This is a genomic window from Acinetobacter pittii ANC 4050 (assembly GCF_000399685.1).
Lineage (GTDB): Bacteria > Pseudomonadota > Gammaproteobacteria > Pseudomonadales > Moraxellaceae > Acinetobacter > Acinetobacter pittii_E.
On the sequence record NZ_KB976987.1, the window covers coordinates 1,143,730 to 1,165,661 of the forward strand.

The 21,932-nt window shown below is 39.0% G+C and carries 19 protein-coding genes; 5 read left to right on the forward strand and 14 right to left on the reverse strand.

All coding sequences use genetic code 11. From position 1 onward, the window contains the following. Window positions 1-5 precede the first annotated feature (5 nt). Window positions 6-701: an MBL fold metallo-hydrolase gene (locus tag F931_RS09130; RefSeq protein ID WP_016141097.1), complete on the reverse strand. Its 696-nt coding sequence runs from the start codon at window positions 699-701 to the stop codon at window positions 6-8. A gap of 191 nt (window positions 702-892) precedes the next feature. On the opposite strand from F931_RS09130, the gene ntrC reads away from it, so the two are divergent. Beyond that, a complete protein-coding gene (ntrC, locus tag F931_RS09135; RefSeq protein WP_016141098.1) occupies window positions 893-2,164 on the forward strand; it encodes a sigma-54 interaction domain-containing protein in 1,272 nt (423 codons plus the stop codon). Between the two features lie 69 nt (window positions 2,165-2,233). Next, complete coding sequence (locus F931_RS09140; protein WP_000637009.1) at window positions 2,234-3,145, forward strand: bestrophin family protein; 912 nt, start codon at window positions 2,234-2,236, stop codon at window positions 3,143-3,145. A gap of 49 nt (window positions 3,146-3,194) precedes the next feature. Here F931_RS09140 and F931_RS09145 read toward each other — a convergent pair whose 3' ends face one another. From F931_RS09145 to acoA, 6 genes are read right to left on the reverse strand one after another with little or no spacing between them, the layout of a single operon-like run. Next, window positions 3,195-4,253, reverse strand: a complete 1,059-nt coding sequence (locus F931_RS09145) for a 2,3-butanediol dehydrogenase (RefSeq protein WP_016141099.1) — start codon at window positions 4,251-4,253, stop codon at window positions 3,195-3,197. Between the two features lie 29 nt (window positions 4,254-4,282). After that, on the reverse strand, window positions 4,283-5,068 hold the full coding sequence (gene budC / locus F931_RS09150; protein ID WP_016141100.1) for an acetoin reductase: 786 nt from the start codon (window positions 5,066-5,068) through the stop codon (window positions 4,283-4,285). Window positions 5,069-5,094: 26 nt separating this feature from the next. Continuing rightward, complete coding sequence (gene lpdA / locus F931_RS09155) at window positions 5,095-6,498, reverse strand: dihydrolipoyl dehydrogenase (protein WP_016141101.1); 1,404 nt, start codon at window positions 6,496-6,498, stop codon at window positions 5,095-5,097. Window positions 6,499-6,508: 10 nt separating this feature from the next. Next, on the reverse strand, window positions 6,509-8,047 hold the full coding sequence (gene acoC, locus F931_RS09160; protein WP_016141102.1) for a 2-oxo acid dehydrogenase subunit E2: 1,539 nt from the start codon (window positions 8,045-8,047) through the stop codon (window positions 6,509-6,511). 1 nt (window position 8,048) lies between these two features. Next, window positions 8,049-9,068, reverse strand: a complete 1,020-nt coding sequence (gene acoB / locus F931_RS09165) for an alpha-ketoacid dehydrogenase subunit beta (RefSeq protein ID WP_004792520.1) — start codon at window positions 9,066-9,068, stop codon at window positions 8,049-8,051. A 13-nt stretch (window positions 9,069-9,081) separates the two neighbouring features. Continuing rightward, a complete protein-coding gene (gene acoA / locus F931_RS09170; protein WP_016141103.1) occupies window positions 9,082-10,044 on the reverse strand; it encodes a thiamine pyrophosphate-dependent dehydrogenase E1 component subunit alpha in 963 nt (320 codons plus the stop codon). Window positions 10,045-10,405: 361 nt separating this feature from the next. Here acoA and lipA point away from each other — a divergent pair, with 361 nt between their 5' ends. Continuing rightward, on the forward strand, window positions 10,406-11,392 hold the full coding sequence (gene lipA / locus F931_RS09175; RefSeq protein WP_016141104.1) for a lipoyl synthase: 987 nt from the start codon (window positions 10,406-10,408) through the stop codon (window positions 11,390-11,392). A 156-nt stretch (window positions 11,393-11,548) separates the two neighbouring features. After that, complete coding sequence (locus F931_RS09180) at window positions 11,549-12,688, forward strand: hypothetical protein (protein WP_016141105.1); 1,140 nt, start codon at window positions 11,549-11,551, stop codon at window positions 12,686-12,688. A 48-nt stretch (window positions 12,689-12,736) separates the two neighbouring features. On the opposite strand, the gene F931_RS09185 is transcribed toward F931_RS09180, so the two are convergent. Further along, window positions 12,737-13,489 (reverse strand): iron-containing redox enzyme family protein, encoded by a 753-nt coding sequence (locus tag F931_RS09185; RefSeq protein ID WP_016141106.1) that lies wholly within the window; start codon window positions 13,487-13,489, stop codon window positions 12,737-12,739. Window positions 13,490-13,809: 320 nt separating this feature from the next. Here F931_RS09185 and F931_RS09190 point away from each other — a divergent pair, with 320 nt between their 5' ends. Beyond that, on the forward strand, window positions 13,810-15,039 hold the full coding sequence (locus F931_RS09190) for a GGDEF domain-containing protein (RefSeq protein WP_016141107.1): 1,230 nt from the start codon (window positions 13,810-13,812) through the stop codon (window positions 15,037-15,039). Window positions 15,040-15,216: 177 nt separating this feature from the next. On the opposite strand, the gene F931_RS09195 is transcribed toward F931_RS09190, so the two are convergent. From F931_RS09195 to F931_RS09220, 6 genes are all read right to left on the reverse strand, one after another. Continuing rightward, window positions 15,217-15,951: a hypothetical protein gene (locus F931_RS09195; RefSeq protein WP_016141108.1), complete on the reverse strand. Its 735-nt coding sequence runs from the start codon at window positions 15,949-15,951 to the stop codon at window positions 15,217-15,219. Window positions 15,952-16,283: 332 nt separating this feature from the next. Then, the gene (gene aroC, locus F931_RS09200; protein WP_016141109.1) at window positions 16,284-17,375 is read right to left on the reverse strand and encodes a chorismate synthase; all 1,092 of its coding nucleotides are present in this window, start codon (window positions 17,373-17,375) and stop codon (window positions 16,284-16,286) included. A 12-nt stretch (window positions 17,376-17,387) separates the two neighbouring features. Continuing rightward, window positions 17,388-18,395: a 50S ribosomal protein L3 N(5)-glutamine methyltransferase gene (gene prmB / locus F931_RS09205; RefSeq protein WP_016141110.1), complete on the reverse strand. Its 1,008-nt coding sequence runs from the start codon at window positions 18,393-18,395 to the stop codon at window positions 17,388-17,390. 236 nt (window positions 18,396-18,631) lie between these two features. Next, window positions 18,632-19,837 (reverse strand): tryptophan synthase subunit beta, encoded by a 1,206-nt coding sequence (gene trpB, locus F931_RS09210; protein WP_016141111.1) that lies wholly within the window; start codon window positions 19,835-19,837, stop codon window positions 18,632-18,634. 36 nt (window positions 19,838-19,873) lie between these two features. Beyond that, complete coding sequence (locus tag F931_RS09215; protein WP_016141112.1) at window positions 19,874-21,061, reverse strand: vWA domain-containing protein; 1,188 nt, start codon at window positions 21,059-21,061, stop codon at window positions 19,874-19,876. Window positions 21,062-21,076: 15 nt separating this feature from the next. Then, entirely contained in the window at window positions 21,077-21,928 is an 852-nt protein-coding gene (locus F931_RS09220) for an AAA family ATPase (RefSeq protein WP_005069362.1), read from the reverse strand. Between the last annotated feature and the right edge of the window lie 4 nt (window positions 21,929-21,932).

Genomic DNA, 21,932 nt, shown 5'->3' on the forward strand with positions numbered 1-21,932 from the left:
CCTTATTATGATTGTGAAGTTGAACCACAGGCCTGATTAGCAGGTAGTGCTTTATCGATTTGTTTTGGATATGGCAGATTTAAGTTATTCATTAATTTAATAAAATCTTCGCGCGAGCGATTCTGTCCTAGGCGTGAGTTATTTAAGCGTTCATAACCAATCGTTGAAGATAGACGACCTTTATAATCGTGTCCCGGATACACAATAGTGTCGTCAGGTAGGCTGAAAAGTTGTTTATGTATACTGTCATAAAGTGTGCCTGCATTACCTTGCTGGAAATCGGTTCGACCGCAACCATCAATTAATAATGCATCGCCCGTGAAAACCATGTTTTCAACTAAATAACTCGTACACGCATTGGTATGACCTGGTGTATAACGCGCTTCAATACTGAGGTTGCCGAATTTAAGCATGCATCCATTTGTAATTAAAATATCTCCACAACTTACATCTGAGTTTCGGTGTAAAACCGATTTGCAATGGAAACGTTCACGAAGTAAATTTGCAGCAGTAATATGGTCTGCATGAACATGTGTATCTAATGTATAGATGAGTGTAAATTGATGCTGCTCTAATTCTTTTACATAAATCTCTATATCTGAAGCGACTGGATCAATTAAAACAGCCTCTCGTGTTTCTTCACACCCAAGCATATATGTATAAGTCGAACTTTCCTGCTCAAAAAACTGCTTAAAGAACATGATTTATACCTTAATAATTTATTTCTTTCCTATATTTTGCAAATAAGGTGCCAATTATTTAAAATTTAATAATAAATATAAAAATCAAATTGTTAAGTTAATTAATAAAATTAAGATAAGAAAATGAACTGAGCTTGATGTTCCCTTGAAACTCAAGTATGTTTCAATGAAACGATTGTGAAACACATGAAATGGCAAAGTTAAATTTTGAGTCAGAACAAGATTTTTATATATTATTTGAGCAACTTAAGGCTTTATTTCCAAATGCGAGTCTGTTTTTAGCAGACACAACGACTCACGCAATTCACTATAAATTTAATACAGACGATATTTCTGTTGAGAGTATGGCAGCGCTTACTCAAGATCATCACAATCAATATCTTGAGATCAATACTCCTAAAATAAGAAAGCGATTTATCTATCAAGAACATGATATTTATATTGCCGAGCATCATATTATTGGCAAGTTACATATTTTACAGCCAGTTGGCACAGAAAATGATATTGCTGGTCAATCAACGCTAACAAAACAATTGCAAGACTTGGCTAAAGTTTTCAATAGTTGCTCACCAGAAATGGCTCGTATGTTTTCAATCATTCAAAGAGTAGCAATTACAGAGTTTCCAGTGCTGGTCCGCGGTGAATCTGGTAGTGGTAAAGAACTGGTGGCAAAAGCAATTCATGATTATAGCCAGCGTAAAAATAAGATTTTTGTAGCGATTAACTGTGCTGCGCTCAATGCCAATATTTTAGAAAGTGAACTTTTTGGACACGTGAAAGGCGCTTTTACAGGAGCAATTCGTGACCATAAAGGCGTGTTTGAACGTGCCGCTGGTGGGACTCTTTTTCTGGATGAAATTGCAGAGATTCCTTTAGAGCTTCAAGCTAAATTATTACGGGTGTTAGAAACAGGTGAATTCACCCCTGTAGGTGGTGAAAAACCGATTCAAGCCAATGTCCGAATTATCACTGCAACACATAAAGCTTTACGCGAAGAAGCTAAGGCTGGGCGTTTCCGTCACGATTTGCTTTACCGCTTGCGTGTGATACCAATTTTTATACCACCACTCAGAGAGCGAAAAGTCGATATTCCTCTTATTGTCGATCAGATTTTAAAAGAGAGCTCAACTCAACTCGACACAATGCCTCGTCATGTCAATCAAAAAGCCATGCAGATTTTATTGAACTATGACTGGCCCGGGAATGTTCGTGAACTTAAAAACACCCTGCTTTATGCTTTAACCATGGCAAATGGTAAGGATGAAATTGAAGTCGAAGACTTACCAAATGAACTCTTAAATGCTGAAGATTACGTTAAATTGCCTGAGACAAATACAGAACTTACCCCTGAAAATGTACAAGCAGCTTTAGAAAAATATAACCACAATCTGAATATGGTGGCGAATATTTTTGGAATTAGCCGTACCACGCTTTGGCGATACAGACAAAAGCATAAGCTTTAGCTAGGTATTTATCTCGTCTAAGGCGTATCATACTGCACTTGGTTAGGTTCGTTAGTTCAAAGGCTTTATATGATTGTTCGTGATAAAAGCAATGTATTTAAATTATTATTTGCTTGGAAAGGAACAATTTTGCCGAAGGTTTTGCCTGCACTGAGTTTTGTTGTACTTATTTCAGCCTGTGTGGTCTGGCTCTCTTATTATCATTGGATTCAAATTCCTACCGTACCCGCGATTGGATTTACAATATTTGGTGTGATTCTTTCGATTTGTACAGGTTTTAGAAATAACGCATGTTATGACCGATGGTGGGAAGGCCGCAAACTTTGGGGTGCTTTAATTGCCAATGCCAGACATATTGTTAGAGATAGTCATGTTCTATCTAATGAACAACGTGAACATTTAATCCATCAGGTCTTAATTTTTAGTAATTTATTGCGTGATCGACTGCGTCAACAAACAGTCGAACCCACAAAATTTCTTGAACATGCTTATTTAAATAATTCTTCACTTAATTATTTAAATGAACATATTAATGCCCCTCAGTTTGTACTTGAAAATATTCAAAAAGATTTAGTTAAAATACTCAAAGATGGTGAAATTAGTGACATTATCTATAGCACTTTAAATCGACATATTGTTGAGTTAGGCAATATCCAAGCAGGTTGTGACCGTATTGCTGGGACACCTTTACCCTATTCATATTCAGTACTTTTGCACCGTGCCGTTTACTGCTTCTGTTTCATATTACCATTTAGCCTTGAAGCAGCTTTGGGCATCTGGACACCACTTATTGTCGGCTTAATCGCTTATATGTTTTTAGGTTTAGATGCCTTAAGTGCTCAAATTGAAGAACCTTTCGGTTTGCAAGAAAATGATTTACCGCTCGATTCAATTGTACGCTTGATTGAACGAGAGTCTCTAAGCTCTTTAGGGCAGCCATTACCGCCTATTATTGAAGCCCAAGACAACAATTTACTTTAATAAAAAAAGAGCGAATCATCGCTCTTTTTTTATAGGTTTAAGTATCTATTTAGGGCTGTACGATAATCTTAACGGCTGACTCATTGTTATGAATTAAGGTTTCAAAACCTTGTGAAATCAAATCATCAAGTTGAATACGCTGGGTAATAAAAGGTTCAAGATTTATTTTACCTTCTTCGACCAGTTTAATCGTTTCTTGATGGTCATTCACATAGGCAATCGTACCGCGTACATCAAGCTCTTTCATCACCACACTATGTACATTAATTGATGCCGGATGGCTCCAAATCGAAACAATAACGATAACGCCTGTTGGTTTGACTGCTGCAACCAAAGTATCTAAAACTTTGTTAACGCTACTACATTCAAATGCGATATCGACGCCATCGCCATTAGTAATTTTCATGACCTCAGAAACAACATCAACTTCTGAAGGGTCTAAAATATAATCTGCAACTCCCGACTCTTTGGCCTTTTCTTTACGTTTTGCACTTAGCTCGGTAATGATGACCTTAATACCTTTCGCTTTTAAAATTGCTGAAAGCAACAAACCTATTGGGCCCGCACCACCTACCAGTGCAATATCACCAGCCTTTGCACCACTACGCACATAGGCATGATGACCCACTGATAACGGTTCAATTAAGGCCGCCTGATCTAATGGAATTTTATTGGAAATTGGATGCACCCAACGGCGTTTAACCGCAATTTTTTCGGATAAACCACCACCACGCCCACCTAAACCAATAAAGTTCATATTTTTGGAAAGATGATAATTATCGCCCGGTCCAGTCGGCACATCATCGGCCACAATATAAGGCTCTACTACGACATGTTGACCAATTTCAATGTCATCAACACCTTCACCAACGGCATAGACCACACCTGAAAACTCATGTCCCATGGTAATCGGTGCTGATTCGCCTGAAATAGGATGCGGATGTCCACACGGTGGAATAAAAATCGGCCCTTCCATAAACTCATGTAAATCTGTACCACAAATTCCACACCAAGCCACCTGAATACCTACAGTGCCGGGTGTGACTTCTGGTTCAGGGATATCTTCAATGCGAATATCGCCTCTGTCATAAAAACGCGCTGCTTTCATTATTATCTCCCTCACATCAGGATGTTGTTTTAGCGATAGACAATGCCGCCGTCCGTTAAAATGGATTGACCCGTAATATAGTCCGAATCTTCGCTCGCCAGAAAAGCAACTAAAGCGGCTACATCATCTGGTGTTTGGGCTCTACCTAAGGCAATACCTTCCACATATTTTTTATAAGTTTCACCAATTGCAGCACCCGTAATTTCAGCAAAACGTTTATCGATTTCAACCCACATGTCCGTTCCGACAATTCCGGGGCAATATCCATTTACCGTAATACCGTGACTGGCATATTCTTTTGCCGCGGCTTGGGTAAGTGCTCGTACCGCAAATTTGGTTGCTGAGTAAATACCGAGTAAAGCAAACCCATCATGGCCCGCAATTGAGCAGGCATTAATGACTTTACCTTTATGTTGGCGTTGCTTAAATTTTGCAGCAGCAGCCTGTATTCCCCACAGCACTCCACCAATATTAATATCAACAATTTTTTGAAATTCATCAGGTGTGATATCCGCAATCGCTTGAACTTGTGCAATTCCAGCATTATTAATCATGACATCAAATCCACCAAGGGCCTGCTCAGCATGATTTATAGCAGCGTACACTTGCTCACGGTCACTGACATCAGCAATAAATGTGCTCGCATTTATACCTAAAGCCTGAATTTCCTGCTGCACATCATTCAATCGATCTTGTTTCATATCAACTAATGCAATATGTGCCCCTTCTTGCGCCAAGCGCAGGGCAATCCCACGGCCAATGCCTTGAGCTGCCCCTGTGACTAAAGCGACCTTATTTTTTAATCCCTTAACCATGTTCAACTCCTGTAAATGCAGAATTTCTACATATGAATCGCTCGTTGCATTGAAGCCAGAATGGACTCATGCATGGCTTCTGATAATGTTGGATGCGGGAAAATCACTTGAGCTAAGCTTTCATCAGTTGCTTCTAGATATTTCGCAATGGCAAAGCCTTGAATGTGTTCAGTCACTTCATGGCCTACCATATGTGCACCAAGTAGTTCGCCCGTTTCTGCATGAATGATTGTTTTAACGAAACCTGACGCATCTCCAATTGCCAAAGCTTTGCCATTCGCAGTTAAAGAAAACTTGCCGGTTCGTATAGGCAAATTCTTAGCTTTTGCTGCATTTTCAGTTAAACCAATACTCGACACTTGTGGATGCGTAAAAATACAACCCGGTATCTGGCTACGATCGAGTGAATGGACGTTTGCTACACCAGCAATTTTCTCGACACATATCATGGCTTCATGGCTTGCTTTGTGGGCAAGACACGGTGCTCCAGCCACATCACCAATCGCATAAAGCCCTGCTACATTGGTTTTACAATAGTCATCAATTGCCACAAAACCTTGTGGATTGAGTTCCACACCTAAACGTTCTAGCCCTAGCTCCGTAGTATTAGGCTGTACACCAATTGCCGAAAGTACACGGTCAAAAACAAGCGTTTGAACATCATTTGCCGTTTCAACCACACAGTGAACTTGACCATTTTCAATTTGAATGCTTTGAACAACAGCATCGGTTAAGACTTTCATACCTTTTTGTTCAAATTGTTTTCTGACAAATTGAGCAATTTCTGCATCTTCAGTTGGTAAAATCTGCTTGGCTAAATCAATAAGCGTGACCTGACAACCTAAGTCTTGATAAAGACTAGCAAACTCGCTACCAATTGCACCCGAACCCACAACCAGTAAGCTTTTTGGTAACTGCTCTGGTACAAGCGCTTCTTTATAGCTCCACACGTACGTTCCATCGACAGGAAGCTGAGGAACATGTCGAGCTTTAGCTCCAGTTGCCAAAATGATATGGGGTGCACTCAAAGCCTGACTTTTACCTTGAGCATCGGTCACTTCAATTTTTTCTTTCGCCATCAGCTGAGCACGACCATTAAACACAGTCACCTGATTCTTTTTAAGTAAGTAATCAATGCCTTGTACTAACTGAGCTGACACTTGACGGCTATGTTGCACAAGCTTTTGAATATCAAAATCGAGTTGAGAAACTTGAAAACCAAACTGTCCGGCATGTTTAAACTGAGTTGCAAGCTCTGCCCCTGCAAGCAAAGCTTTAGTTGGAATACAGCCCCAGTTTAGGCAAATTCCGCCTAAATGTTGTTCTTCTACAATTGCGGTTTTTAACCCGAGCTGGGCTGCACGAATTGCAGCCACATACCCACCCGGTCCCGCGCCAATCACAATTAAATCAAATTGAGCTTCTGACATGCGGGTTCTCCTACACCAAAATTAAAGCAGGGTTTTCAACAAACTGCTTAAAGCTGGCCAAGAATTTCGCCCCAACTGCACCATCAATGACTCGGTGATCGCATGACAAAGTCGCTGTGACAATCTCACGAACCACTACATTGCCATTTTCAACAACAGCGCGAGATTCAGAAGCACCTAATGCCATAATTGCACCTTGCGGTGGGTTAATAATGGCATCGAACTGTTTAATTCCTAACATTCCTAAATTTGAAATGCTAAAGCTGCCGCCTTGAAACTCATCAGGTTGTAACTTGCCAGTCTTGGCACGCGTTGCCAAATCACGCATGTCATCGGAAATTTGTGCCAACGATTTTTGATTCGCCGCTTTCACAATGGGTGTAATTAAACCGTTTGGAATTGCCACAGCTACTGAAATATCTGCTTGAGAGAACTGTAAAATTGATTGAGTCGCCTCATCAAATTGAACATTCACCTCAGGTACTTTAATGAGTGCTGCTGCAGCTGCCTTAATTAACATGTCATTAATAGAAAGCTTCACCTGTGGCACAGTTTCATTAATTTGCTTACGTAGTTTTTGCATAGCTTCTACGTTTAGATCGACTACTAGGCGGAAATGCGGTGCGTTACGTTTTGCAGCCTGTAACCGTGAAGCAATCGCTTTACGCATACCATTCATCGCCACAGTTGTAACAGTCGACTGTGGCTGAGCAACAGCACATTGAGCAGATTGTTCATTTACCGACGTTGGGTTATTACGATAGTAAACTGCTTCAACATCTTCTTTACAAACGCGGCCACGAGTACCTGAAACACGGCAGTCATTTAAGTTAATGCCCCACTGTTTTGCTAAACGACGTGCTACAGGCGTCGCAGAAACTCGGCTATCGTCGGCAGTAGATTTAACTACTTTAGCTTGAGTTTGCTGTTTAATATCAGGCCACTGACCTCCAGCAGCCTGCACAGCTTTCTGGATGTCTTGAACACTAATACGTCCTCCACGGCCAGAACCTGTGACTTTCGCTAAGTTCACATTATGCTTTTCAGCAAGTTTTAACGCATGCGGTGTTGTAAACAACTCATCAGATGTTTGATAACCTTGTAATGACTCGGGTACAGCGTAGTCACCTTTAGCAGCCTTTACTGGAACTGGAGCACTTGCAGCTATAGACTGTGGTTGTTCTGCTTTTTCAGCAACAGGTGCAGATGTTTCCGCTTTACTCTGTTCCGAAGATGCTTCAGGAGCTTTAGCTGCTGAACCACCGAGTGATGCAATAAATGTTTCAATTTCTGCATCAGAAACTTCACTTTCAGCACATACCGCAATAAACCCACCGACCGGTAAAGTCTCACCATCTTTTGCTAAAATTTTACGGAGCGTTCCTGCAAAAGGCGCTTCTAATACATTGACGATTTTTGTGGTTTCAATTTCACAAATTTCATCACCTTTATTAAAGCTATCACCTTCTTTAATCAACCATTGGGCAATCGTGCCTTCTTCCATGGATAATCCCCATTTCGGGATCTCCAGCGTTTTAATTTCGCTCATCCTAAGCCTCCAATGTTTTTCGCACAGCTTGCTCAATACGCTCTACACTTGGAATCCATTCTTTTTCTAAAACTGGAGAGAATGGAACAGGCGTATGTGGTGGCGTTACGAGTTCAACAGGTGCTTTCAAATAGTGGAAACCTTTTTGTGCAACTAGTGCAGCAACATCATGCCCAAAGCCACAGCGTGCCGCTGATTCGTCCACAATAACCACACGTCCAGTCGATGCAACAGACTCTAAAATTCCTTCTTCATCCAGAGGTGAAATTGTACGAGGGTCTACCACTTCAACTGAAATGCCATCTTTTGCCAATTTATCCGCTACTTCATTGGCACGGTGTACCATCAACCCTAAAGCAATAATGGTCACATCTGTCCCTTCACGGGTGTAATTTGCTACACCAAAAGGAATGGTATAGGCATCATCTGGAACTTCACCTTTAATGTCATAAAGCATTTTATGCTCACAGAACACCACAGGGTCGTCATCTCGAATAGCCTGAATTAATAGCCCTTTCACATCATATGGGCTAGATGGAACTACAACTTTTAAGCCTGGAACCGCAGCAAATACGTTATATGGTGACTGAGAATGCTGAGCTGCCGCAGAAAAACCTGCACCAATCATGCCACGTACAACCATTGGCGCTTTTGCTTTTCCGCCGAACATATAACGGAACTTAGCGGCTTGGTTATAAAGCATGTCATGACACACGCCATAGAAATCCATAAACATTAAGTCAGCAACAGGACGTAAACCTGTAGCCGCAGCACCAGCGGCCATACCAATAATCGCTGATTCGGTAATTGGGGTATCAATAACACGTTCTGAACCAAATTCCGTCCACAAACCTTTGGTTACACCAAGTACCCCACCGAAGCCTTCAAGCTCGTTCTCTTCGGTATTTTTGCCACCATGGCCGCCGCGCACATCTTCGCCAACCACAAAAACAGTTGGGTCACGGCGCATTTCTGATTCAATGGCTTCTTTAATCGCATTACGAAAACTTTTATTTGGCATCTTTACTATTCCTTTAGTAAGAGACATAGACGTCAGTAAGGAGTTGTTCTGGTTGTGGGTATGCCGCAGCACGAGCTTTAGCAACGGCATCATCAACATTTGCTTTAGATGCTGCATCAATCTCGTCTAGTTTGGCTTCATCAATTTTGCCTTTGACTTTTTCTCGGAAAATTTTCAAAGGATCTTTATTTTCTTTGATAAATTCGACTTCTTCTTTAGAGCGAATCAAACCAGGGTCACCTTCAAAGTGGCCATAAAAGCGGTTTGTAATGGTTTCAATCACACTTGGGCCTTCACCACGGCGTGCACGATCAATAGCAGTTTGGGCCGCTTCATAAACTGCAAAGAAATCGGTACCATCAACTTTAACTGCTGGTAAACCAAAACCAGCTGCACGGCCAGCAATATCCTTACTTCCTACCGCGTAATCATGGCCCGTTCCTTCACCAAAACCGTTATTTTCGAAAACAAAAATTACTGGAAGTTTAAGAACAACAGCCATGTTCATTGCTTCAAAGGTCAGGCCTTGGTTTGAACCACCATCACCTGTAAAAGACAGACCCACGCCACCAGTTTTTAAGGTTTTTGCTGTCAACGCTGCACCAATTGCTAAAGGAGGCCCGCCGCCCACAATTCCGTTGGCACCGAGCATACCTTTATCCAAATCGGCAATATGCATAGAACCGCCTTTTCCACGGCACAGTCCCTCATCTTTACCGAAAATTTCCAGCATCATGGCGTGAATGTCACAACCTTTTGCAATACAGTGCCCATGTCCACGATGGGTTGAAGTGATATAGTCTTTGTCGGTTAGGTTTTCACAAATACCAACCGCAACAGCCTCTTCTCCACTGTATAGGTGAATAAAACCTGGAATATCACCATTGGTATTTTCTTCGTGAAGTCGATCCTCAAATTCACGAATATCACGCATGCGTTTATATGCTGCGAGTAATTGCTCTTCCGTTAATTGCATATCCTTTTCCTTTATTATCTTGATTTTAAAAGTTCAACCAAGTTTCAAGCGAAAATCTAATTCGCTATAAATACTTAAATCTAAAATCAAGAATTAATCTATTAGACTAAAAAGTTTTTATTTAAAATAAACTTAATTAATTTTTTAATTTCAAAAACTTAACCTATAAAAATAATTTAAAAAATTTTTTATAATTTTCATTGATTTAAAAAACAAACCTTTAACCAACCTTTCTTATTTTATAATACTCGCCACACCCTGTGTATTTAATTAATTACGACTTATTAATATGATTTAAATAAGTTGTTAAATTAAAAAAACAGGAGTTTAAATAATTTTTAAACAAAATGGAATTATTAATATGGATTTTAAAAGACAAGCAGAAACTGGTATTAAATTAAGAGGAGCAGATAAAGTCGCTCGCATTCCTATTAAAATTTTACCTACAGAAGAGTTACCCACTAAACCGGATTGGATTAGAGCAAAAATAACCGATTTTGAAGAAATCAAACGGATAAAAAATTTGCTACGCCAACAAAAGTTGCATAGCGTTTGCGAAGAAGCAGCCTGTCCAAACTTACCCGAATGTTTTGGTGGAGGTACAGCTACATTTATGATTATGGGAGACATCTGTACTAGACGCTGCCCTTTTTGTGATGTGGCTCATGGTCGTCCAAAAGCTTTAGACGAAGATGAACCTAAACACTTAGCTGAAACCGTCGCAAACCTAAACTTAAAGTATGTCGTGATTACCTCTGTTGACCGCGACGATCTACACGACGGTGGAGCTGCACATTTTGTAAAATGTATTGAAGAGATCAGAAAGCGCTGTCCAGAGACATTAATTGAGATTTTAGTACCAGATTTTCGTGGACGTTTAGAAACAGCGCTTTCAACTTTGAGTTTATCTCCACCAGATGTGTTTAATCATAATATTGAGACAGTTCCTCGTTTATATAAAGCGATGCGTCCTGGGTCAGACTATCAACATTCACTAGAGCTGCTAAAACGCTTTAAAGCATATTGTCCCGATATCAAAACCAAGTCTGGTCTAATGGTTGGGTTAGGAGAAATTGAGGCAGAAGTACTTGCTCTACTTAATGACTTAAAAGATTATCAAGTAGATCTTGTCACGATTGGTCAATATCTTCAGCCTTCAAAATCACATGCACCTATTCATCGGTTTGTAAATTTACAAGAATTTGAACGATATACTCGACATGGTAAACGATTAGGTTTTAAAAATATCTGGAGTGCACCGATGGTCCGTTCTAGCTATTTTGCTGATCGACAATATTTTGGAGAAGCAGCACCAAAACCTTTCAGCCGACAAGATGTCTTGTCGTAAGGAATAGGCAATTAACAAAACTTATCCAATAGGATAATGGTCAAGACCTATAAAATTATTTAAGGTAAGGAGATAACTAGGAAATAGTCACAATAAAAAAGTTATAACAGTTGAGCGGCTACGGATACGCCATTTCAATGATAAAGGAATTTCGATATGGATATGTCAGAACAATTATCATCGCCTTTTATAGACACTACTTCGTCCTTATTTCGGCCGGAATCTTCATCCCATTCTCAAAAATTAGGAAAAAAACCATCTCTTGATCTTGATGCAGCCCCTATTTTTGATCTTAATGAAGAATGGGAACATTCATTATTTGGTCGTTCGATTCATGAGTGTCATCGCAATTTAATGCATATTGCCGAAGATGCCGATATGGCAATTGGTGTGACTGATCCTCATGGCACTCTACTTTGGACATGGAGTAGCCATCCAATGCGCTCATCAGCCGAGCAAGTACACTTTGTTGAAGGTGGTCAGTGGTCTACTCAGGCTGTAGGACAAAATGCAATTGGATTAGCATTGAATACTCACTCACCGAACTGCGTTTATTCACATGAAAACCAGATGAATAGTGTCAGGGATTGGGTGTGTTATGCCGCACCGATTACCGACACACATACTGGTCAATTTTATGGGATTATGAATTTATCGACTAAATCTCATAAGCATAATTCTCTTGGTCTTTTAGCCGTTGAAAGATGTGCAGATATTGTTAAACAAGCAATTCAGCTACATCAAAAAAATATTTTGTATATTAAGGCCTTTGGAACGCCCAAAGTTCAATATAACCAACACAGCCTTACATTGACTCAACGCCAGATTGAAATTCTATGTATTCTAACCCTCTGTCCCGAAGGGATTAATCTTGAAGAACTTCACTATGCATTATATGGTGACCGGCCTGTAAGTACCACCACGTTAAAAGCAGAACTTTCTCAACTTAGAAATTTAATTCCAGGTGTCATTGAGTCACGGCCTTATCGTCTTAACTGTGAAATTCAATGTGATTTTTTAATGGCAGAACAAGCATTAAACCTTGGTTTCACATCGACCACCCTTACACTCTATAGAGGAAGTTTTTTATCTAAATCAGAAAGTCCATTTTTATGTGCATGGAGAGATTGTTTTGATGCTCGCTTGAGTCATGTGATTTATCAAATTGAGGATATTGATCAACTATTACGAGTAGTCAGCCGTGTTCCGGACCGTGTAGATGCCGTTGAACGTTTGCTTGAATTATTACCCGAAGAAACACCTTATCGAACTAAACTTTTAAAATTGCTTGAATAAAATAAAAGGGAGAATATCCATACGATATTCTCCCTTTTTTAAGTGAGATCAAGCAGAAGCCTGAAGCTGTACTTTATAGCAGTCGTCTAGGGCTAATTCATAATACCGTAGCCCTTCTTCGGCAGCATGAAATGCTTTTTGCTGCCAGTCAGGACGGTCATTACATAAGCGCTTAATCAACTCCATAGCTTCATATGGATGAAGATCATCATAATGGGCATGAGCGCGCAGCCAAGCTAAAGAACGTTTATCAATCGTGACTTCAGGATGATTAGTATAGGTATGAATACCTTTATACACCTGAATTGACCAATCTCCAGTTGCCCATTCAATCGCCAAATTTGTTGCAGCAAGACATTCTGCCAAATTTCCACGATAACTCATATTCCATAGAAAATGGTTTACCGCATTCATTGCAGCCGGTGGGCGTACATGATCAAGCTCATCGACAGTTAAGCCAAAACCTCCAGCCCAATCGCGATACCATTTTAAGTGTCGCTCTTCTACCTTGATATTTTGGATTAACCAATCTCTTGCTTCTGTAACTCCAGGCTCAGAAAAACCTGTTGCTTTGCCTAATGCTCCAGCCATATACGACGGGAAATGGGCGACTAATGGATAGAAATTAAGTAAAGCATAACGGAAACTATCTAGGCTCAATCCCCCATTGGCCATTTCCGTAAAAAACGGATGTTTACTCACCCGTTCTTTCGCTGGTAACAGGTCGTCCCAGAACCGTTGTGACCATTCATTATGCGGTGTAATTTCTAAATTCATTCCATATTGATTTAGAGCAGTCATTGCTAATTTTCCTATTTATATGACAGCAATCATCTGTATTTCACGCTATAAGTCTATCCGAAAATGATAAAGATACAATCGTTAATCGACCATTTGTAACTTTTTTCGATGGATTGTGGATCTTTAGATAATTGTTCCACTAATCATTGAAATGTCGTGATTTTTATCACATTTAACATAGATAAAAATCATTACTTTTTTAAAAAAACTGTATTATTATTTTCTATAAACCACACATTATATAATCAATATTTTTAGATGGAACTTTACTTAAAATAAGTCTCATTTTATGACAACTTCCAATATAGAGAGCATTAATTATGAAGTTGCAGGGTTCCAATATATTGGGGCAGGAACAAATAGATTTATTAACCACGCGAGGTTTAAATTTCGTATGGTTTCCAAAGCAGCTTGAAACGATTTATCGTTTTCAATACCAAAACGGTGCTGCCTATGAGTTCCGCTATAGAGCACCTATTATTTTAATATTATATATATTTTTAAGTTTTGGTATATATCAAGTATTGCCAACTGAGCAAGTTTTACCCTGGTTTAACTATTATTCTTGGGTCGGTGTAATTATTTTTATTGCTTGGATTTTATCATTTATTAAAAAATTAAATCAGTATTTTGATTATTATGTAGGAATTGGCTCAGCTTTAGCGGTAGCAATTACTTTTATTTTAATTAACGTTATAGAAAATGGACAAGAAAATGTTCTTTTTCATGCAGCGATGATGTATGCAATCGTCATTATTTATGGTGCTGTTGGTATGCGTTTCTATACCGCCATATTTGCTGGATGGATAGGAGGACTAGCTGGAATTTTAGTAAGTAACTACTTAAATGGTGTAATCGACTGGACTTTTCTGAACCGCACTTATACCTTTAGTAGTTTTCTAGGAATGACTCTCGCCTATGCAACTGACCGTCAGCACCGTGAAAACTATTTACAAAACTGCATGATCGAGCTAAACCGTATTGAGCTCATGCAACAAGCACAGCAACTTTCTTTACTTTCGCAGCAAGATGCACTTACAGGTTTAGCCAATCGCCGCTATTTAGATGAGACTCTTGATAATGAATGGCGACGTGCATTACGCCATGAAACACCACTCACCATTATGATGGTCGATATTGATTATTTTAAATCTTACAATGACACACTAGGACATATAAAAGGTGATGAATGTTTAAAAGAAATCGCAGTTGCAATTTCCTCTATTGCTGCTCGTAGTGGTGACTTAGTTGCTCGTTATGGTGGCGAAGAGTTCTTACTCTTATTCCCAATGACAAATGCCCAGCAAGCTTTAATACAGGTCGAGCGTTTAATGAATGCAATTAGTAAGATTGCGATTAAGCACCCTTGTAGTGATGTTTCACCCTATGTCACCATTAGCGTTGGAGTCGCAACCACAATTCCACGACTAAACGACTCAATTTCTGCTTTTGTTGCACGAGCTGACCATGCATTATATAAAGCAAAAACGAATGGACGTAATCAATATAAGATCGCTGTAAATGAAGAACAAATTGTAGATTTAACTTAAAGAGTCAGAATAATATTGAGAATATTTTTTGATTAATAAATATATAATTTACTGTTTTGCACTCCTTGATTCGATTCAAAATGATAAGTAATCAATAGTAGCTTTTCCATCCGTGGCAAAAGCTAAAGATAATTTATAAAAAATTATCGAATTTAATTACTCTACTTTAGAAATACTTTAATTTATTAGAAATCCACTCCTCAACTTTCTCCATATTTTATTAAAAAAGTAAAATAGAAGATTTTGTTGTATTCTTTGGGGTGTATTGGGAATAGTCTTATTTGAAAATGGTAATATTGAAACAATATTCTCATGTATTGTTTCATCGTTTGGATAGGCTTCTTTTCTAATAATTTCTATAATTTTTTGTATTTCATCTACAGATAAGTTCAAAAACTTCTTAATTTCTTGTGCTGTTTTTGATTCAATAGACAATAAAGCACAAACTCTAGTTACGTTAACAATCTGCTCCGCATGAATGTTTTTAAAGTTTGGATAACAAACAAGTTTATATAAAATTTTTGTTTCCTCAAATTCTTTAGAAGCTATATTTTTATTACTTGCTATACGCTCTTGATGAGTCTTTTGGAAATACTCGTTATTTTCCACTTCTTTCAATATATTCAAAAGTTCCTGATACCGTATTGGTCTCTTCAGCCCATATTGGTAACCTTTTAAAAGCTCAGGATTATTACTTAATACGATTTTAATTTTTTTAGGAATAAGGATATTGGTGTAGCCACTATCTAAATCAATAATATATATATCTGGGTTATCATCGCTATATATCCAGTTTTCACATAGCTGAGAAGATAAAGATAAGTCATGAATAACTTTTATCATTGCCTGTAAGTTTTTTGGCAATAGTTTATCCTTTGACATACAGCCAATTCTATATGTGCATTGATTCATTGATATTTCCCCAATTTCAATGATGACTTCAAAATAATTTGTTTAAAGTAATAAAATTTAAATATGTAATAAGCTTATATAGAAGCAGTTTAGTGAAATTAGCTTCTAGAAATAAATATAGATATTGAGTCCTCTCAGTAAATTAATGAAACTTTAATTCCCAATATTAAAAGATAAATATATTCAAAAATAAATCGCACGGCATTATATTTGTATAGGAATTATAAGACAAGAAATAATTTAAAATTTAACAAGTTCTAATCTAATAAAAATTAAAAGCCCCACATTTAGGTTAAATATAGGGCTTTATTTAATATAGTCAAAAATTATAACTATGGTTCAATTGGTGCAAATGGTGGAATTACATCTGCATTTTGGGCACGATGGCGCAAGAAATGGTCCATGAGGACAATAGCCAACATTGCTTCTGCAATTGGAGTCGCTCGTACACCTACGCATGGGTCATGACGACCTTTAGTCAATACGTCAGTATCTTCACGATTTAAATTAATCGTTTTCCCTGGCGTTGTAATACTTGCAGTAGGCTTTAATGCAATAGCGACTCGAATGGTTTGACCACTTGAGATACCACCCAAAATACCGCCTGCATGGTTCGCCAAGAAGCCATTACTCGACAACTCATCACGTGTTTCATGACCAAATTGCCCGGCAACTGCGAAACCGTCACCAATTTCTACCCCTTTAACCGCATTAATACTCATCATGGCATGAGCAATATCAGCATCAAGACGATCAAAAACAGGTTCACCCCAACCTACAGGAACTTTTTCAGCTAAAATTTCTAGCTTGGCACCACAGCTGGTACCTTGTTCACGCAAAGATGTCACTAGTGCTTCAAAACGGGGAACAGCATCGACATCACCACAGAAAAATGGATTATTCGGAACTTCATTCCAATCCAATTTTTCAGCTACTTCATTACCAATTTGGGTGACATGGCCGCGAATCAAAACGCCGAACTTTTCTGCTAAATATTTTTTAGCGATAGCACCCGCTGCAACACGCATAGCAGTTTCACGAGCACTAGAACGTCCACCACCGCGGTAATCACGGAAACCATACTTTTGTGTATAGGTGTAGTCCGCATGGCCCGGTCTAAAGGTTTGCGCGATATTGCCGTAATCTTTGGATTTCTGGTCAGTATTACGAATGAGTAAACCGATTGGTGTACCCGTGGTTTTACCCTCAAACACACCAGAAATAATTTCAACTTGATCAGGCTCTTTGCGCTGAGTTGCAAATTTCGATGTACCTGGCTTACGGCGGTCTAGATCTTGTTGTAGATCTTCTTCGTTTAGCTCAAGACCAGGTGGCACACCATCAACAATTGCCATGAGGCCAACGCCATGAGACTCACCACATGTCGTTACACGAAAGAGTTGTCCAATACTGTTCCCTGCCATATGTACAACTCCTTATGCTTGTTGCTGTTCAAATAGTTTTCTATAACGACGACATTGTTCTGCGGTTAAAGCAAAAATGCCAGAACCACCTTTTTGGAAAGTAAGCCAGTTGAAATCGATGGTATTGAAGTTCTGACGCATAGCCCATTCAGAGTTACCAACTTCAATAACAATAAGACCATCTTCAGTTAAATAATCTGCTGCTTGAGCAAGCATTTTACGCACGAGGTCTAAACCATCTTGGCCTGCTGCCAAAGCAAGTTCAGGTTCATGTAAAAACTCTTCTGGTAAGTCAGCCATATCTTCGGCATCAACATACGGAGGGTTACTTACAATCAAATCATACTGATTTTCAGCTGGAATCTTGGCAAATAAATCAGATTCAAGTAACGCAACTTGATATTGTTTATTGTGGTGTTCAACATTAATCGAAGCTACTTCTAAGGCTTCTTTAGAAATGTCTGTTGCATCCACTTCAGCATCTGGGTAAGCATAAGCCAAAGCTACAGCTATACAGCCCGAACCTGTACACATATCTAAAATACGTTGTGGTGTTTTAGGCTTTGCATTTTCTGGTAGGTTATTGAGAGCTTCGCGCATTTGACCATTTTCATCTAAGCAATAAGGTGCAAAACGTTGCTCAATTAACTCTGCAATTGGTGAACGCGGAATAAGTACACGCTCATCTACATAAAATGGCTTATTAAAGAAGTAAGCTAAATTTAATAAATAAGAAGTTGGAATACGATCATTAATACGACGTTCTAACAAACTTAAAAATTCTGCTTTTTCACTTGGTAATAATTTGGCATCTAGTATTTCTGCGTCTGCTGACCATTCAAGAGATAAGGTTTGTAAAACTAGTGCAGAACTTTCTGCAAAATAATCTTCAGTACCTTGTCCTAAATGTGCATCATGTTGACGTAATGCTGATACCCCAAAACGAATAAAATCTCGAATTGTTGATAAATTTTCAGCAGCTTCCTGTAAATGTTCAGGGCTAATCGTCGGTCGCTCCACTTAGGCGTCTCCAAAGGCAAATTTTGCAAAGTGACTATTCTACTGAGTGAGACCAAGCAACGCAACGCTTTGCCTTGTGAACCAGTGTTTTACACACCTATCTCTAACAATCACAGCTTAAAATTAGAATACTTTGTTTTAATTAAGAAATAATGAAGTTTTAAGTAGCCATAAATTTAATTTATAAAATAAAAAAGCGGTTTTTAAACATTGACCGCTTTTCGTCTTGAATTGGCTTAAAGCTTAAGCTTCTCTGCTACATAATCAGAGTCTTTATCTCCACGTCCAGAGAGATTAACCACAATCATGGTTTCTTTCGGTAGTTGAGGCGCTTCACGAATTGCCCAAGCGACCGCATGTGAACTTTCAAGTGCAGGAACAATGCCCTCAACACGAGATAAGGTCATAAAAGCCTCTAAACATTCTTGGTCAGTTGCAGTGCTATATTCAACACGTCCTAAATCTTTTAAGAAGCTATGTTGTGGCCCAACACCCGGATAGTCCAATCCTGAGGCAATAGAATGCACCGGTAACGGTTCACCAGCTTCATTTTCAAGCACGTAACACGCCATACCATGAATTTGGCTTGGCTTACCTAAGGTTAAAGTTGCCGAATGCATGTGAGTTTCTAAACCATGTCCTGCTGGTTCAACGCCAACTAATTTCACATCTGAATCATTTAAAAAGGCTGTAAACGCACCAATTGCATTTGAACCCCCACCGACACATGCCACCACATAATCCGGATTTTTTCCAAAACGATGATGCGTCTGCTCTTTAATTTCATGACCAATAATCGATTGAAAATCTCGTACCATTTTTGGAAATGGATGTGGTCCAACTACAGAACCAATGGCATATATAAAGTTTTTAGGATCTTTTAAATATTCTTCAAATGCACTATCTACAGCATCTTTTAAAGTTGCTGTACCACGTGTAACTGCTACCAAATGAGCACCCAAAATTTTCATTTTGACCACATTAGGATGCTCTTTTTCGATATCTACTTGCCCCATGTAGATTTCACATGGAATACCCACTAAAGCACAAGCCGTTGCTAAAGCGACCCCATGCTGACCCGCACCTGTTTCAGCAATAACCTTCTTTTTGCCCATATATTTAGCAAGTAAGGCCTCACCTAAGCAGTGATTAATTTTGTGGGCACCTGTGTGATTTAAATCTTCACGCTTTAAATAAATTTGCGCACCGCCTAACTGTTCTGACAGACGCTTAGCATGAAATAAAGGACTTGGACGGCCTACATAATTTGAAAAAAGATCTGATAGTTCATTTTGAAATTCCGCTGTATGGCGAATTTCTTCATAAGCAACATTAATTTCATCCATTGCTTCTTTTAAATGTGGTGGTATGAATTGACCGCCATATTCACCAAAAAATCCCTGTTCATTCGGTAAAGCAATACCATTAATTTGATGTTGCATATCATCCTCTTTTTTAAATTATTAAAGTTATCAAGTTTATCGAGAAAGGTAGCGCGTTAAATCCTCAATGCCTTTTAGCGTCATTGAATACATATGATTTTCAAAAATCTCTTTAATCCAACCAATGGTTTGAGTGTAATGCCAATACCCTTCAGTTTCAGGGTTTAACCACGCTGTTTTATCAAAATGTTGACGTAGGCGACGTAACCAAACCTCACCTGTTTCATCATTCATATATTCAACCGAACCACCCACTGATTTCAGCTCATACGGTGCCATACTGGCATCACCTACCACAATTACACGGTAGTCGCGTCCGTAGGTATGAAACAAATCCCACGTATTCATGCGGGTCGCTGTTCTTCGGTAATTATCTTTCCAGACATAGTCATAAAGACAGTTATGGAAATAAAAGTATTCGAGTGTTTTAAATTCAGTTTTAGCTGCACTAAAAAGTTTCTCACATTGAGCAATGTGCGCATCCATCGAACCGCCCACGTCAAACAACATGAGTACTTTGATTCGATTACGACGCTCTGGCACCATCTGAACATCCAAGATACCTTGTTTGGCTGTTTCTCGAATAGTTCCGTCAACGTCTAACTCTTCGGCTGCCCCTTGGCGAGCAAATTTGCGTAAACGGCGTAAAGCAATTTGCATCTGACGAGTACCAAGAACTTGGTCATCATCTAGATTTTGGTATTTACGCTGTTCCCAGACTTTAACCGCCGAACGTTTACGGCTCGGCCCACCAATTCTTACGCCTTCTGGATGGTCACCAAAAGCTCCAAAAGGTGAAGTTCCACCTGTGCCAACCATACGGTTACCACCTTGGTGTTTCTTGTGCTGTTCGCGTAATCGCTCTTCCAGCATTTTCATCAGTTCTTCTAAAGAACCTGCTTTTTGGAGTTCTGCCCGTTGTTCAGGAGTTAAATGCTTTTCGAGAAGTTCTAAATCGAACCAGTCTTTTGGCAATTTATGAACTTGCTTAAGCAACTCATCGATATCAAAAGTTTCAATGCCATCAAAGTAATCTTTCATGGCACGATCAAACTTATCAAAAAAGCGCTCATCTTTAACTAAAATAGTTTTAGCAAGCTGATAAAACTCTTCTTGATCGGCAAAAACTAAGCCTTCACTCACTGCACGGTTTAAATCAATGAGTTCACGAGTAGTAACTGGAACACCATATTTACGTAAGGTGTAAAATAACCGCACAAACATGGGTTACTCCCTCCCTTAACGTCGAGACATGAAAGCCAAGCGTTCGAGAAGTTGTACATCCTGCTCGTTTTTGATGAGAGCACCATATAAAGGTGGAATCGCTTTAGATGTATCTCGATTACGTAATACATCTTCTGGCATATCATCTGCCATGAGTAAACTTAACCAATCAATTAACTCAGAAGTCGATGGCGGTTTCTTCAAATTAGGAATTTCACGTAGTTTAAAGAACACCTGTAAAGCTTCGTTCACCAATGTTGCAGAGATATTGGGGAAATGAACCGCAATGATTTCTCGCATGGTCGCTTCATCTGGAAATTCAATGTAGTGGAAGAAACAACGACGCAAGAAAGCATCGGGTAATTCTTTTTCATTATTCGAAGTAATAATGACTATTGGACGTTGTGTTGCGGTAATTGTTTCATTCGTTTCGTAAACATAAAAAGACATTTTATCGAGTTCATGCAGCAAGTCATTTGGAAACTCGATATCAGCTTTATCAATTTCATCAATTAATAATACGCAGCGCTCTTCACTCGTGAAAGCTTCCCACAATTTACCGGGCTTAATATAGTTCTTAATATCGTAAACTCGGTCATCACCTAACTGGCTGTCTCGTAAACGAGAAACTGCATCATATTCATACAACCCTTGCTGCGCTTTGGTTGTAGATTTGATATGCCAAGTAATCAGTTTTAAACCTAAGCTTTCTGCTACTTGTTCAGCAAGTAAAGTTTTCCCCGTGCCAGGTTCACCCTTAATCAGTAAAGGCTTTTGCAAAGCACGAGCTGCTTTTACAGCAAGCTTAAGACTATCAGTCGCGATATATTGATCTGTACCAGTAAAATGTTGGGTATCAGCAGACATGTAA